Source organism: Cellulosimicrobium cellulans, from assembly GCF_006539945.1.
GTDB lineage: Bacteria > Actinomycetota > Actinomycetes > Actinomycetales > Cellulomonadaceae > Cellulosimicrobium > Cellulosimicrobium cellulans.
In genome coordinates, this window is record NZ_BJNZ01000005.1 from 53,934 (window position 1) to 67,221 (window position 13,288).

Below are 13,288 nucleotides of genomic sequence, written 5' to 3' on the forward strand. Positions count from 1 at the left end.
CCGACACGTCGCGCGCGCCCTGGCGGACAGGTCGTGACAAAAGGCACCGGCCGACGTCGGAGGGCTCGGCTACGTTGGCCGCATGGTCGATCCCACCCCCGTACCACCCGTCGCGCCGGCCGGCGCGCCCGCCCCCGCGCCGGGCCTGGCGCACGGCGCCGCACCCGAGCCGCTCCCCGGCACCCCGCCCGGCCTCCCGACGCCGCCCGACCCCGCCGCCGCGCTCTCGCTGCGCGGCCTGTGGAAGCGGTTCGGCGAGAAGATCGCCGTCGCCGGCATCGACCTGGACGTCCCGGCGGGCTCGTTCTACGGGCTCGTCGGACCCAACGGCGCGGGCAAGACGACGACCCTGTCCATGGCGACCGGGCTGCTGCGCCCCGACGCGGGGTCCGCGCACGTGCACGGCACCGACCTCTGGGCCGACCCCGTCGCGGGGAAGCGGCAGCTCGGCGTCCTGCCCGACGGCGTGCGGCTGTTCGACCGGCTCACCGGTGCCCAGCTCGTCACGTACGCGGGCCTGCTGCGCGGCATGGACCGGGACACCGTGGCCGAGCGCACCGCCGAGCTGCTCGCGGCGCTCGACCTCGCGAAGGACGCCACGACGTTCGTCGTGGACTACTCGGCGGGCATGACCAAGAAGATCGCGCTCGCGACCGCGCTGATCCACGCGCCGCGCACGCTCGTCCTCGACGAGCCGTTCGAGGCCGTCGACCCGGTCTCGGCCGCCAACATCCGCGACATCCTCGCGGGCTACGTGGCGAGCGGCGGGACGGTCGTCGTGTCGTCGCACGTCATGGACCTGGTGCAGCGCATGTGCGACCACGTCGCCGTCGTCGCGGGCGGGCACGTCCTCGCGGCGGGCACGGTCGACGCGGTGCGCGGCGACCAGAGCCTGGAGGACCGGTTCGTCGACCTCGTCGGCGGTCGGCAGAGCACGGAGGGCCTGGCGTGGTTGCGCAGTTCGTAAGGCTCAAGCTCACCCTGATGGGCAACACGTTCCGGCGGAGCGTGTGGCAGACCATCGGGTTCCTCGTCGGGGCGCTCTACGGGCTCTTCGTCGTCGGGATGCTCGTCGTCGGGATGGTCGTCCTCGGCACGGACGACCCCGCGCTCGCGGGGTCGATCATGATCCTCGTCGGCGCGCTCGCCGTCCTCGGGTGGTGGGTGATCCCGCTCTTCGCGTTCGGCGTCGACGCCACCCTGGACCCGCAGCGCTTCGTCCTGTTCGGCATCCCGCAGCGCCGGCTCCTCGCCGGGCTCGCCGTCGCGGGCGTCGTGTCGATCCCCGGGATCGTCACGGCGCTGGCCGCGCTCGGCGTCTCGTTCGCGTGGTGGCGCACGCCTCTCGCGGTGCTCGCCGCCCTCGTCGGCGCGGTGCTCGCGGTGGCGTTGTGCGTTGTCGGCTCGCGAGCCACGACGACCGCGCTCGCCCCGCTGCTCGAGTCGCGCCGCTACCGCGAGGTCGTGACGATCGCCGCGTTCGTGCCGCTCGTCATGGTCGGCCCGGCCTTCGCCTGGGTCGGCTCGCAGCTCGGCGGGGGCCCGGTCGACGGCGACGCGGTGCGGGGCATGGTGTCGCGACTCGCCGAGATCGCGGCCTGGACCCCGTTCGGCGCCCCGTGGGGCCTGGGCGCCGCGGTGCACGACGGCGCGTGGGGCCTCGCGCTCGCGCGGCTCGTCGTCGCGCTGGCCACCCTCGCGCTGGCGTGGGTCGTGTGGGACAAGGCGCTCGCCCGCGCGCTCGTGACGCCGCCCGCGGCGGGCTCCGGGGGCCGGGCCAAGGGGCTGGGCTTCTTCTCCCGGTTCCCCGCGACGCCGACCGGGGCCGTCGCGGCGCGCACCGCGACCTACTGGCTCCGCGACCCGCGCTACTCGGGGTCCATCGCCGTCGTCCCGCTCATCCCGGTCGTGCTGCTCGTGGTGGGCGGAGGGTCAGGGTCCGAGATCTTCCTCGCCCTCGCCCCGTTCACCGCATGGATCCTCGGCTTCTCGATCTCGGCCGACATCGCGTACGACCACACGGCGTTCGCGCTGCACGTGTCGACGGGGGTCTCCGGGCGTGCGGACCGGTGGGGCCGCGCCCTCCCGGTGCTCGTCGCGGGGGGCGCGGTGTCGCTCCTGTTCGCGGTGGTCTCGGTCGCCGTGGCGGGACGCTGGGACACGCTGCCGGCGCTGCTCGGCCTGACCGTCGGCACGCTCCTGGTCGCGACCGGCGTCTCGAGCGCGACGTCGGCGCGGTTGCTGTACCCGGTGCCCAAGCCCGGCGACAGCCCCTTCAAGCAGCCGCAGGGCGCCGCGATGGCGACGCTCGTCGCGCAGTCGGTCGCGATGCTGCTCGTCCTCGCGCTGTCGCTCCCGTTCCTCGTCCCGGGTCTCGTCGCGATCCTGGCCGACCTGCCCGTCGTGGGCTGGGTCACGCTCGTCGTCGGGGTCGCCGTCGGAGTCGTCGTCCTGCTCCTCGGCGTCCGCTGGGGCGCCCGCGCGTACGACCGGCGCGCGCCCGAGCTGCTCCAGAAGGTGATGTCCGCGGCCTGAGCTCCGGGCCGGGTCCGCGCACCGCGGGCCCGGCCCGTAGACTCGGGCGACGTGGCACTCACTATCGGCATCGTCGGCCTGCCCAACGTCGGCAAGTCCACCCTGTTCAACGCCCTGACGCGCAACCAGGTCCTCGCCGCGAACTACCCGTTCGCGACGATCGACCCGAACGTCGGCGTCGTCTCGCTCCCCGACCCGCGGCTCGACAAGCTCGCCGAGATCTTCGGCAGCCAGCGCATCCTGCCCGCGACCGTGTCGTTCGTCGACATCGCCGGGATCGTCAAGGGCGCCAGCGAGGGGGAGGGGCTCGGCAACAAGTTCCTCGCGAACATCCGCGAGGCCGACGCGATCTGCCAGGTGACCCGCGCGTTCGCCGACCCGGACGTCGTCCGCGTCGAGGGTTCGACGGACGCCGAGGGCGACATCGAGACCATCAGCACCGAGCTGATCCTCGCCGACCTCCAGACGCTCGAGAAGACGGTCCCTCGCCTCGAGAAGGAGGTGAAGATCAAGAAGGGCGACGCCGCCCTCCTCGACGCCGCCCAGAAGGCGCAGGCGATCCTCGAGGCCGGAACGACCCTCTTCCAGGGCGCGGCCGCCGCCGGGCTCGACCTCGCCGACGTCGCGAGCCTCCAGCTCCTCACGGCCAAGCCCTTCATCTACGTGTTCAACACCGACGACGCCGGCCTCGTGGACGACGACCTGCAGGAGCGCCTGCGCGCGCTCGTCGCGCCGGCCCAGGCGATCTTCCTCGACGCGAAGTTCGAGTCCGAGCTCGTCGAGCTCGAGCCGGACGAGGCGAAGGAGATGCTCGCCGAGTCGGGGCAGGACGAGGCCGGGCTGGACCAGCTCGCGCGCGTCGGGTTCGACACGCTCGGGCTCCAGACCTACCTCACCGCGGGTCCCAAGGAGGCGCGCGCCTGGACCATCCGCAAGGGCTGGACCGCGCCGCAGGCCGCGGGGGTCATCCACACCGACTTCGAGCGCGGCTTCATCAAGGCCGAGGTCGTCTCCTTCGAGGACCTCGTCGCGACGGGGTCCGTCGCGGCAGCCCGCGCCGCGGGCAAGGCGCGCGTCGAGGGCAAGGACTACGTCATGGCCGACGGCGACGTCGTGGAGTTCCGCTTCAACGTCTGAGTCCAGGTCACAGGCCACGGCGCCCGCCGCATCGTGAGATGCGGCGGGCGCCGTCGTGTCGGGGCGGCGGCGTTTCGCGCGTGTTTCGCTGCCGTCGCGAGGTGGAAACGCACCCGTACCGGCCAGTATCAACTCGGTAACGATCGACCGCAGCAACCGGGCAAGGGGGAGAAGCCACGCAACTTGCTGGGTAGCGTTGCCTCAAACCGTGGTGGGCATACCCGTCCACGCGCGCCGACACCATCCGGACGCGCGGGTGACGGGGCGGCCGGGGGGCTAACGACGCTCCCTCGTACGCGCTCACCATCCCTTGGAGGAGGAACATTGAAGATCAGGCGCACCAGTGCCGCCCTCGCCGTGACGGTCACGGGGGCACTGCTGTTCTCCGCGTGCAGCGGCACGTCGGGTGACGGCGAGACCGAGACCGACGACGCGGGCATCAACACCGAGTCGGCCGTCACGGTCGCGTGGGAGGCCCCCCTCAACGAGCTGAACCTCAGCTCGTCGAACGGCAACGCGACGCAGAACGCGATCATCAACTACGTGCTGAACTCTGGCTTCAGCTACTACGACGCCGACCTGAACCTCGTCCAGGACGAGTCGTTCGGCACGTACGAGAAGGTCTCGGACGACCCGCTGACCATCAAGTACACTTTCGGTGACGACACCAAGTGGTCGGACGGCACGCCGGTCGACGCGACGGAGCTGCTGCTCGACTGGGCCGGCCAGTCCGGCAAGTTCAACACGGTCGAGGCCGAGACGGACCCGGAGACCGGCGAGGTCACGAACCAGGCCGAGGTGGACGCCGGTGTCTACTTCGACGGGTCGGACCCGGGCATCGCCCTGATCTCGCAGAACCCCGAGATCTCCGAGGACAACAAGTCGGTCACGGTCGTCTACGACAAGCCGTTCGGTGACTGGGAGCTGAGCTGGACGAACGAGTTCGTCCCCGCCCACGTGGTCGGCCAGAAGGCGCTCGGCATCGAGGACGCGGAGGAGGCCAAGGCCGCCGTCCGCGACGCGATCCTCAACAACGACACCGCCGCGCTGTCGAAGATCTCGAAGTTCTGGAACGAGGGCTTCCAGTTCACCTCGCTCCCCGAGGACCCCTCGCTGTACGTCTCGAACGGTGCCTACACGCTCGAGGACTACAAGGAGAACCAGTACCTCACCCTGAAGGCGAACCCTGACTTCCAGGGCAAGAACAAGGGCGCGGTCGACACCATCACGGTCCGCTACATCGAGGACCCGATGGCCCAGGTCCAGGCGCTCGAGAACGGTGAGGTCGACCTCATCGGCCCGCAGGCCTCGGCCGACGTCCGTACCGCGCTCGAGGCGCTCGACGGCATCGAGACCCACTCGGGCATCGAGGGCACGTACGAGCACGTCGACCTGGTCTTCCAGAACAAGGGTCCGTTCGACCCGCAGACCTACGGCGGCGACGCGGAGAAGGCCAAGGCCGTCCGCCAGGCGTTCCTGCTGACGATCCCGCGCCAGACGATCGTCGACAACCTCATCAAGCCGCTCAACCCGGACGCCGAGGTGCGCAACTCGAACATCCTCATCCCGGGCTCGCCGAACTACGACCAGATGGTCGCGGAGAACGGCTCGGACTTCTACCCGGCCGCGGGTGACATCGAGAAGGCGAAGCAGCTGCTCGCCGACGCCGGGGTCGCCACGCCGGTCAAGGTGCGCTTCGCGTACAACAACGAGAACACGCGTCGCGTGAACGAGCTCGCGCTCATCACGGACACCGCCTCGCAGGCCGGCTTCGAGATCGTCGACACGGGCCGTCCGGCCGCTGAGTGGGGCACCCTGCTCGCCACCGGCCAGGACCAGTACGACGCCTCGCTCTTCGGCTGGCAGTCCACGTCGACCGCGGTCACCGAGTCGGACGCGAACTTCCGCTGGACGCCGAACCCCGGTGTCAACAACTACGGCCAGTACAACAACCCGGCCGTCGACGCGGCGCTGGACAAGCTCCAGGTCTCGACCGACCCCGAGGAGCAGTTCCAGCTCCAGCTCGAGGTCGAGAAGAACCTGTGGGCGGACGGCTTCGGTGTGACGATCTTCCAGTTCCCGGCCATCCAGGGCTGGGACGAGAACCTGAAGGGCGTCGAGTCGATCACGATCAGCCCGACGATCTTCCACGGTTTCTGGAACTGGACGTTCGAGGGCTGAGAGTCCTGAACACCGCCTGACGAGGCCCGTCGCCGTCCGCGAGGACGGCGGCGGGCCTGTCCGGACGCAGGAGACCGGGGGTCTCCGACGGCCCGCCCGTCGGGACCCCCGGTCCTCGCGTGCTCCCGAACCCCGACGTCCTCACCACGGCGTCCCGTGCCCCTCGGTTCACGATCGCGCGAGACCCGCGCGTAGAATCGACCGGCCCCAGACCCGGGGTCCCTACCGACCAGCGAGGTAAGACCTCCGATGTTCTCCTTCATCTCGCGGCGTGTGCTGGCAGGGTTGGCGACCCTCCTCGTGTCCACGTTCGCGATGTTCCTGCTCGTCGACGCCGCGATCCGGCCGTACATCTTCATGGATCTCGAGTCGAGCACGAAGCCCAACAAGGCGCAGCTCATCGCCCAGCGCACCGCCGAGCTCGACCTCGACACGCCCTCGGTGATCCGCTACTTCAAGTGGCTCGGCGACTTCGTCACCGGTGACCTCGGGACGGCCTGGCAGAGTGGCCAGTCCGTCACGACCCTGCTCCAGGGCGCAGTGATCTCGACCATCCAGCTCGTCGCCGCGGCGACCGTCCTCGCCGTCGTCTTCGGCGTCATGGTCGGCATCGTCAGCGCGCTGCGGCAGTACAGCACGTTCGACTACCTGACGATCTTCGTCTCGTTCGTGCTCTACTCGCTCCCGGCCTTCTGGGTCGCCGTCCTGCTCAAGCAGTGGGGCGCGATCGGCTTCAACGACTTCCTCCGGGACCCGAACCTCTCGATCCTCGTGATCGCGATCGTCGGCGTCGTGATCGGCCTGTTCTGGTCCCTCGCCTTCGGCGGGACGTTCAAGCGGCGGCTCGCCGTCTTCGCGATGGGCTTCGCCGCCAGCGCGCTCGCGCTGCTCTACCTCCAGCTCTCCGGGTGGTGGGCCGAGCCGAACCTCGGTCCGGTCATCATCATCGTCACGGGCACCGCCCTCGCGTTCGCGATCACCGCCCTGGTCTCCGGGCTGAAGAACCGCCGTGCGCTCTACGCGTCCCTGACCACGGTCCTGGTCGGCGTCGTCATCTACTTCCCCATCCAGTCCGTCCTCAAGCAGGTGGACAACTGGTGGCTCGTGCTCGTCCTCGGGGTCGTCGCCGTCGGCGTCGGCATCGGGATCGGGTACGCGTGGGGCGGCCCCGACAAGGGCGTGTCCGCGCGCGCCTCCGGGATCACGGCGTTCCTCGTGGCCTCGATGATCTTCGTCGACAAGGTGATGGGCGTCTGGCCCGCGTACTTCAACGCGACGGCGATCAACGGCCGGCCCATCCCGACGATCGGCAACAGCACGCCGAACCTCGGCGGGAACTTCTGGGTGCAGGTCCTCGACCAGTACACGCACCTGCTCCTGCCGACCATCGCGCTCGTGCTCATCCAGTTCGCCGGCTACACGCGCTACTCGCGCGCCAGCATGCTCGAGGTGATGAGCCAGGACTACATCCGTACCGCACGGGCCAAGGGCCTGCCGGAGCGGACGGACGTCATGCGCCACGGCTTCCGCAACACGCTGATCCCGCTCGCGACGATCGTCCCCATCGACGTCATCACGCTCCTGGGCGGCGCGATCATCACCGAGAAGGTCTTCGCCCGACCGGGCATGGGCCTGCTCTTCCTCAACTCGCTGCAACGAGGCGAGATCGACCCCGTCATGGCCTACCTCGTCATCGTCGCGGCCCTCGCCATCATCGCCAACATCGTGGCTGACCTCATCTACGCAGCCCTCGACCCGCGGATCCGGGTGAACGCATGAGCAACACACCGAACGACGCGTCGCAGAGCGGCGCGGCCGAGAACCAGATCGAGCTCCTCGAGGTCGAGGGACTGTCCCAGGGGCAGATCGTCCGACGGCGCTTCTTCCACCACAAGGGCGCGGTCGTCGCGCTCGTCTTCCTCGTCGGCATCGTCGCGCTCGCGATCACGTCCATCGGGGTCGGCGGGTGGGACGGGTGGTACGCGTACAAGGCGTCCGGGCAGGGCTCGACCTACCCGCTCGTCAACGGGGGCGCGCCCTCGCCCGAGCACATCTTCGGTCAGGACGAGGCGGGCCGCGACGTGTTCGCCCGTGTCATGCAGGGCACGCAGACCTCGCTCCTCGTGGTGCTGTCCGTCGGCGTCATCGCGACGGTGGCCGGAGTCCTCTTCGGGGCGCTGTCCGGGTACTACCGCGGTCGGGTCGACTCGTGGCTCATGCGCTTCACGGACCTCGTCATCACGATGCCGGTCATCGTCATCGGCGCGGTGCTCGCGCTCCTGTCGGGCGGCAGCAACGCGCTCATCCTGGGCGCGTTCCTCGGGCTCGTCCTGTGGCCGCCGCTCGCGCGCCTCGTGCGCGGCGAGTTCCTCTCGCTGCGCGAGCGGGAGTTCGTCGACGCCGCCCGCGTCGCCGGAGCGAGCGACAGCCGGATCATCTTCAAGCACATGCTGCCCAACGCGGTGGGCGTGATCATCGTCAACGTCACGCTGCTCATGAGCTCGGCGATCCTGCTCGAGACGGCGCTGAGCTACCTCGGCGTCGGCATCCAGGCGCCGGCGACCTCGCTCGGCAAGCTCATCAGCGACTACCAGGAGGCGTTCGCGACGCGTCCGTGGCTGTTCTGGTGGCCGGGTCTGTTCATCGTCGCGATCGCGCTGTGCGTCAACTTCATCGGCGACGGTCTGCGCGACGCGTTCGACCCGCGCCAGAAGCGGATCCCGTCGGAGCGCAAGATGGCGCGCGCGCAGCGCGTCGCGCGTCCCACGGCCACCGCCACGCCGGGCGCGACCGGTGAGGCCGGGGCGAGCTGATGACCGTCGTCGTCGCCGCCCGTCCGGGAGGTCTTCGACCTCTCGGACGGCGCGGCGCGCCGCGGCCGCGGTCAGGCGGTGAGCACCACGACCGTCGCGACGGCGAGCGCGCCCAGCACGGCGAGCTGCACGACGTGCCACGTGGTGCGGGCGCCGGGGGCGCCGGGCACCGCGCGATCGAGGTGACCGGCCGCCGCGAGCAGCCCGTGCCGCTGCGTGACGGCCTCGGCCACGGCCTCGGCATTCGCGCCGGTCACCACGCGCTCGCGGTCCACGGGGTTCCTGCGGGAGCTGCGCAGCCAGCGCGCCGATCCGCTCGACCGGGGTGCCGCCCAGGCGGTCACCGTGCCGCCCGCGTAGCGCACCTCGAGCGAGTACCGGGTCTCGACGCCCTCGTACGCGGTCCACGGCACGTGGACCGTGCGGGTGACGTTGCGGACCTCGACCCCGCCGTCGGACACCTCCACGGCGGGACGCCAGAACAGCATCCAGACGAGGTACGTCACCAGCGCGGCGGGGAGCAGAGCCCCCACGACCGCGACGACGTCCCCCGTCACGGCCGTGACCACGACCAGGGTGACGGCGACGGCGCCCGTCGCCAGCGTGAGGACTCGGCCGTACGTCGAACGGAAGACCAGCGTGGGACCCATGCGCCCATGCTCGCAGAGTCGCGGCGCCACGAGCGCCGGCTCCAGCAGGAAGGACACTGATCAGCGTGGCCATCGAGACGTCTCCCGCGGCCCCGGCCGCGCGCCAGGGCAGCCCCGTGCTGACCGTGCGCAACCTCGGCGTGGACTTCTACGTCGACAAGGCCTGGTACCCCGCGGCCACGGACGTGAGCTACGACCTCCACTCCGGTGAGGTCCTCGCGATCGTCGGCGAGTCCGGCTCGGGCAAGTCCCAGTCGTCGCTGGCGCTGCTGGGCCTGCTCCCGCCGAACGGTCGCGCACGCGGCTCCGCCAAGCTCGGCGACCGCGAGCTCATCGGCATGTCGCACGGCTCGCTGCGGCACGTCCGCGGCAAGGAGATCTCCATGATCTTCCAGGAGCCGATGACGGCGCTGAACCCCGTGTACACGGTGGGCTTCCAGATCGTCGAGACCATCCGGACGCACTTCAATGTCGGCCCCGCCGACGCGAAGAAGCGCGCGATCGAGCTCCTGCGGCTCGTCGAGATCCCGGAGCCGGAGCGCCGCTTCGACGCGTACCCGCACCAGCTCTCCGGCGGTCAGCGCCAGCGCGCCATGATCGCCCAGGCCCTCGCGTGCGACCCCAAGCTCCTCGTCGCCGACGAACCGACCACGGCGCTCGACGTCACGGTCCAGGCCGAGATCCTCAAGCTCCTGCGCGACCTGCGCTACCGGGTGGACGCGGCGATCATCCTCATCACGCACGACATGGGCGTGGTCGCGGACATGGCCGACTCGATCATGGTCATGAAGGACGGCCAGGTCGTCGAGCGCGGCACGTCGGCCGAGATCTTCGGCGCGCCGAAGCACCCGTACACGATCCGTCTCCTCGAGGCGGTGCCGCACCTCGGCGCCTCGCGCGAGGCGACCACGGTCACCGACCGCGTCCCGGCGGGCGCGGCGCAGGAGCGCCCGCTCGTGCTCGACGCGCAGGACATGATCATCGAGTACCCGGGTCGGCGCCGGCAGGCCGCGTTCCGCGCGGTCGACGAGGTGTCGATGCAGATCCGCCAGGGCGAGGTCCTCGGGCTCGTCGGCGAGTCGGGATCGGGCAAGACGACGATCGGCCGTGCGGCCGTCGGCCTCCTGCCGGTCACCGGGGGTTCGCTCGAGATCGTCGGCAGGAACATGGTGGGCGCCACGCCCAAGGACCTCAAGCCGCTGCGCACCGAGGTCGGCATCGTGTTCCAGGACCCGGGGTCGTCCCTCAACCCGCGCCTGCCCATCGGCGAGTCCATCGGTGAGCCGCTCATGCTGCACAAGGGCGTGAAGGGCAAGGAGCTCAGCCGTGAGGTCGAGCGCCTGCTCGACCAGGTCGAGCTGCCGCGCGCGATGCGCAACCGCTACCCGCACGAGCTCTCGGGCGGTCAGCGCCAGCGCGTCGGCATCGCCCGTGCGCTCTCGCTCGAGCCCAAGCTGCTCGTGGCGGACGAGCCGACGTCGGCGCTCGACGTGTCGGTGCAGGCCAAGGTCCTCGACCTGTTCACGGACCTGCAGCGCGAGCACGGTTTCGCGTGCCTCTTCATCTCGCACGACCTCGCGGTCGTCGAGATGCTGTCCGACCGCATCGCCGTGATGCACAAGGGCAAGCTCGTCGAGGTGGGCGCGACGTCGCAGATCGTGCACGCACCGAAGCACCCGTACACGCAGCGGCTCCTCGCCGCGGTGCCGGTGCCGGACCCGGCGGCGCAGCGCGAGCGCCGGGCCGCGCGCGACGCGCTCCTCGAGGCGGCGGCGCGCGACATCGCGAACGACGAGCTGTCGTCGCTCGTGGACGAGGAGCGCTCGCTGGCGGAGCAGCGCGACGACATCGACCACGAGCGGAGCGCGCCGCCCACCGCGGGCGCCGGGTTCTGACCGCACCCCGCACCGACGCGCGGGACCGGACGACGCCTCGGGGGCGGCTGCGCACGCAGCCGCCCCCGAGGCGTTCCGGTTGCCGGGCGGCCCGTGCGCGACAAGCCTGGAGCCCATGAACACGCCGGAGCACGAGACGCCCCCTGAGCCCGTCGACGTTCCGGCAGCGACCGCCGGGGCCGACGTCGAGGGCGGCGTGCCCGTCGCGGCGTCGCACGATCCCGACGCGCCTCGGACCGGGCGACCGGATCCTCGCGTCTTCTACCCGGCGGCCGGGATCATCCTGCTGTTCGTGCTCGCGACCATCCTCTTCACGGACTCCGTGACGGCGCTCATGAACACGCTCCAGCGCGACGTCATCGGCGTCTTCGGCTGGTACTACGTCATCGTCGTGGCCGGGTTCGTGGTGTTCTCCTTGTGGATGGGCATGAGCCGCTTCGGTGACATCGTCCTGGGCCGCGACGAGGACGAGCCGTTGTTCCGGCTGCCCGTCTGGTTCGCGATGCTCTTCGCGACGGGGATGGGAATCGGTCTCGTCTACTGGGGCGTCGCGGAGCCGCTCTCCCACTACGTCGACCCCAAGCCGGGCGTCGAGGGGAGCGACCCCGCGCTCGCGCAGGCGGCCATGGGGCAGAGCTACCTCCACTGGGGCGTCCATGCGTGGGCCATCTACGTCGTCGCGGGACTCGCCCTCGCGTACGCGATCCACCGCAAGGGCCGCCCGGTGTCGATCCGCTGGGCGCTCGAGCCGCTGTTCGGCGACCGGGTCAAGGGACGGCTGGGCGACGTGATCGACGTCGTCGCGATCATCGGCACGGTCTTCGGCGTCGCGACCTCGCTCGGGTTCGGCGTGCTGCAGATCGCGGCCGGGCTCGGCTACCTCGACGTCGTCGAGCCGAGCACGGCCCTGGAGATCGGCCTCATCGCCGCGATCACCGCTCTCGCGACGATCTCCGTCGTCTCGGGCCTCGGCAAGGGCATCAAGTGGCTGTCCAACGGCAACATGATCCTGGCCGGGGTCGTCCTGGTCCTCGTGCTGGCCCTGGGGCCGACCCTCTTCCTCCTGCGCGAGTGGGTGCAGTCGCTCGGCTACTACGTCCAGAACATCGTCCGGCTGTCGTTCGACACGACCGCGTTCCAGGGCGAGGCCGGGCTCGAGTGGCAGTCGTCGTGGACGATCTTCTACTGGGGCTGGTGGATCTCCTGGGCGCCGTTCGTGGGCGTCTTCATCGCCCGGATCTCGCGCGGACGCACGGTGCGCGAGTTCGTCCTCGGGACGCTGCTCGTCCCGACGATCGTCACGACCCTGTGGTTCTCGGTCTTCGGCGGGTCGGCCCTCTACCGCGAGCTCATCGAGCCGGGGAGCATGCTCGTCGACGGCGAGGTCGACACGGACACCACGTTGTTCCAGCTCTTCGACGGCCTGCCGCTCGGCAACGTCCTCTCCGTCGTCGGCATCCTGCTGATCGTCGTGTTCTTCGTGACGTCCTCGGACTCGGGGTCGCTCGTCGTGGACATGCTCGCGAGCGGCGGCAACCCGAACCCACCGACGTGGAGCCGCGTCTTCTGGGCGGGCGTCTCGGGGCTGCTCGCGATCGCGCTCCTGCTCGCCGGGGGGCTCCAGGCGCTCCAGACCGCGGCGATCCTCATCGCGCTGCCGTTCTCCGTCGTCATGATCGGGATGGCTGTCTCCACCGTCCGCGCCCTGCGTGCGGAGCACGCCGCGATCCTGCGTGCCGAGCGCCGGGCGGCGCGCACGGCCCTGACGGAGCACGTGACGACGCGCGTGTCGGAGAGCATCTCGGAGCAGTGGGAGGAGCTCTATCCGGACCGCCCGGACCGGTGGCGTGCGCTGACCCGGCGCCCGCGCAAGGGCTCGTCGCCGTGACGTCGTCGGCGCCGCGACGGAGGCCGGCACGTGATCCGGCACGGCGCGCGATGCGGGGGAGTGACGCGGGTCATGGTGGCGGGAAGCGCGACCCGGTAGGATAGCCGTGCCCGGGTGACGGCCCGTGCTCCGTGATGCCGCGGCGGGCTGCTCCCGCGCCGTGCGCGCAGAGGTGGCCGGCCGTCGTCG

The 13,288-nt window shown here is 70.8% G+C and carries 9 protein-coding genes; 8 read left to right on the plus strand and 1 reads right to left on the minus strand.

The features are described from left to right. Positions 1 to 82: 82 nt before the first annotated feature. The 6 genes from CCE02nite_RS05310 (at position 83) to CCE02nite_RS05335 (ending at position 8,666) form a co-directional block, all read left to right on the plus strand. Entirely contained in the window at positions 83 to 967 is an 885-nt protein-coding gene (locus tag CCE02nite_RS05310; RefSeq protein WP_141388636.1) for an ABC transporter ATP-binding protein, read from the plus strand. After that, positions 949 to 2,535, plus strand: coding sequence for a hypothetical protein (locus CCE02nite_RS05315; RefSeq protein ID WP_141388637.1), 1,587 nt, complete (start codon positions 949 to 951; stop codon positions 2,533 to 2,535). Before CCE02nite_RS05310 ends, CCE02nite_RS05315 begins: the two co-directional genes overlap by 19 nt. A 51-nt stretch (positions 2,536 to 2,586) precedes the next feature. Next, positions 2,587 to 3,672 carry a redox-regulated ATPase YchF gene (ychF, locus tag CCE02nite_RS05320; protein WP_141388638.1) on the plus strand — a complete coding sequence of 362 codons (1,086 nt, stop codon included), beginning with the start codon at positions 2,587 to 2,589 and terminating at the stop codon, positions 3,670 to 3,672. Between the two features lie 324 nt (positions 3,673 to 3,996). Further along, entirely contained in the window at positions 3,997 to 5,853 is a 1,857-nt protein-coding gene (locus tag CCE02nite_RS05325) for an ABC transporter family substrate-binding protein (RefSeq protein WP_255318650.1), read from the plus strand. A 249-nt stretch (positions 5,854 to 6,102) separates the two neighbouring features. Next, positions 6,103 to 7,632: an ABC transporter permease gene (locus CCE02nite_RS05330; RefSeq protein ID WP_141388639.1), complete on the plus strand. Its 1,530-nt coding sequence runs from the start codon at positions 6,103 to 6,105 to the stop codon at positions 7,630 to 7,632. Further along, entirely contained in the window at positions 7,629 to 8,666 is a 1,038-nt protein-coding gene (locus tag CCE02nite_RS05335; protein WP_141388640.1) for an ABC transporter permease, read from the plus strand. Before CCE02nite_RS05330 ends, CCE02nite_RS05335 begins: the two co-directional genes overlap by 4 nt. A gap of 71 nt (positions 8,667 to 8,737) precedes the next feature. Here CCE02nite_RS05335 and CCE02nite_RS05340 read toward each other — a convergent pair whose 3' ends face one another. Beyond that, complete coding sequence (locus CCE02nite_RS05340; protein WP_141388641.1) at positions 8,738 to 9,316, minus strand: PH domain-containing protein; 579 nt, start codon at positions 9,314 to 9,316, stop codon at positions 8,738 to 8,740. A gap of 65 nt (positions 9,317 to 9,381) precedes the next feature. On the opposite strand from CCE02nite_RS05340, the gene CCE02nite_RS05345 reads away from it, so the two are divergent. Next, positions 9,382 to 11,211 (plus strand): ABC transporter ATP-binding protein, encoded by a 1,830-nt coding sequence (locus tag CCE02nite_RS05345; RefSeq protein ID WP_255318651.1) that lies wholly within the window; start codon positions 9,382 to 9,384, stop codon positions 11,209 to 11,211. 115 nt (positions 11,212 to 11,326) lie between these two features. After that, positions 11,327 to 13,099, plus strand: coding sequence for a BCCT family transporter (locus tag CCE02nite_RS05350; protein WP_141388642.1), 1,773 nt, complete (start codon positions 11,327 to 11,329; stop codon positions 13,097 to 13,099). The last annotated feature ends 189 nt before the right edge of the window (positions 13,100 to 13,288 follow it).

Excerpts from the sequence above, each read along its gene's own strand:
- CCE02nite_RS05310 (WP_141388636.1), top strand. The coding sequence starts at position 83 with ATGGTCGATCCCACCCCCGTACCACCCGTCGCGCCGGCCGGCGCGCCC.
- CCE02nite_RS05330 (WP_141388639.1), top strand. The coding sequence starts at position 6,103 with ATGTTCTCCTTCATCTCGCGGCGTGTGCTGGCAGGGTTGGCGACCCTC.
- CCE02nite_RS05335 (WP_141388640.1), top strand. The coding sequence starts at position 7,629 with ATGAGCAACACACCGAACGACGCGTCGCAGAGCGGCGCGGCCGAGAAC.
- CCE02nite_RS05340 (WP_141388641.1), bottom strand. The coding sequence starts at position 9,316 with ATGGGTCCCACGCTGGTCTTCCGTTCGACGTACGGCCGAGTCCTCACG.
- CCE02nite_RS05350 (WP_141388642.1), top strand. The coding sequence starts at position 11,327 with ATGAACACGCCGGAGCACGAGACGCCCCCTGAGCCCGTCGACGTTCCG.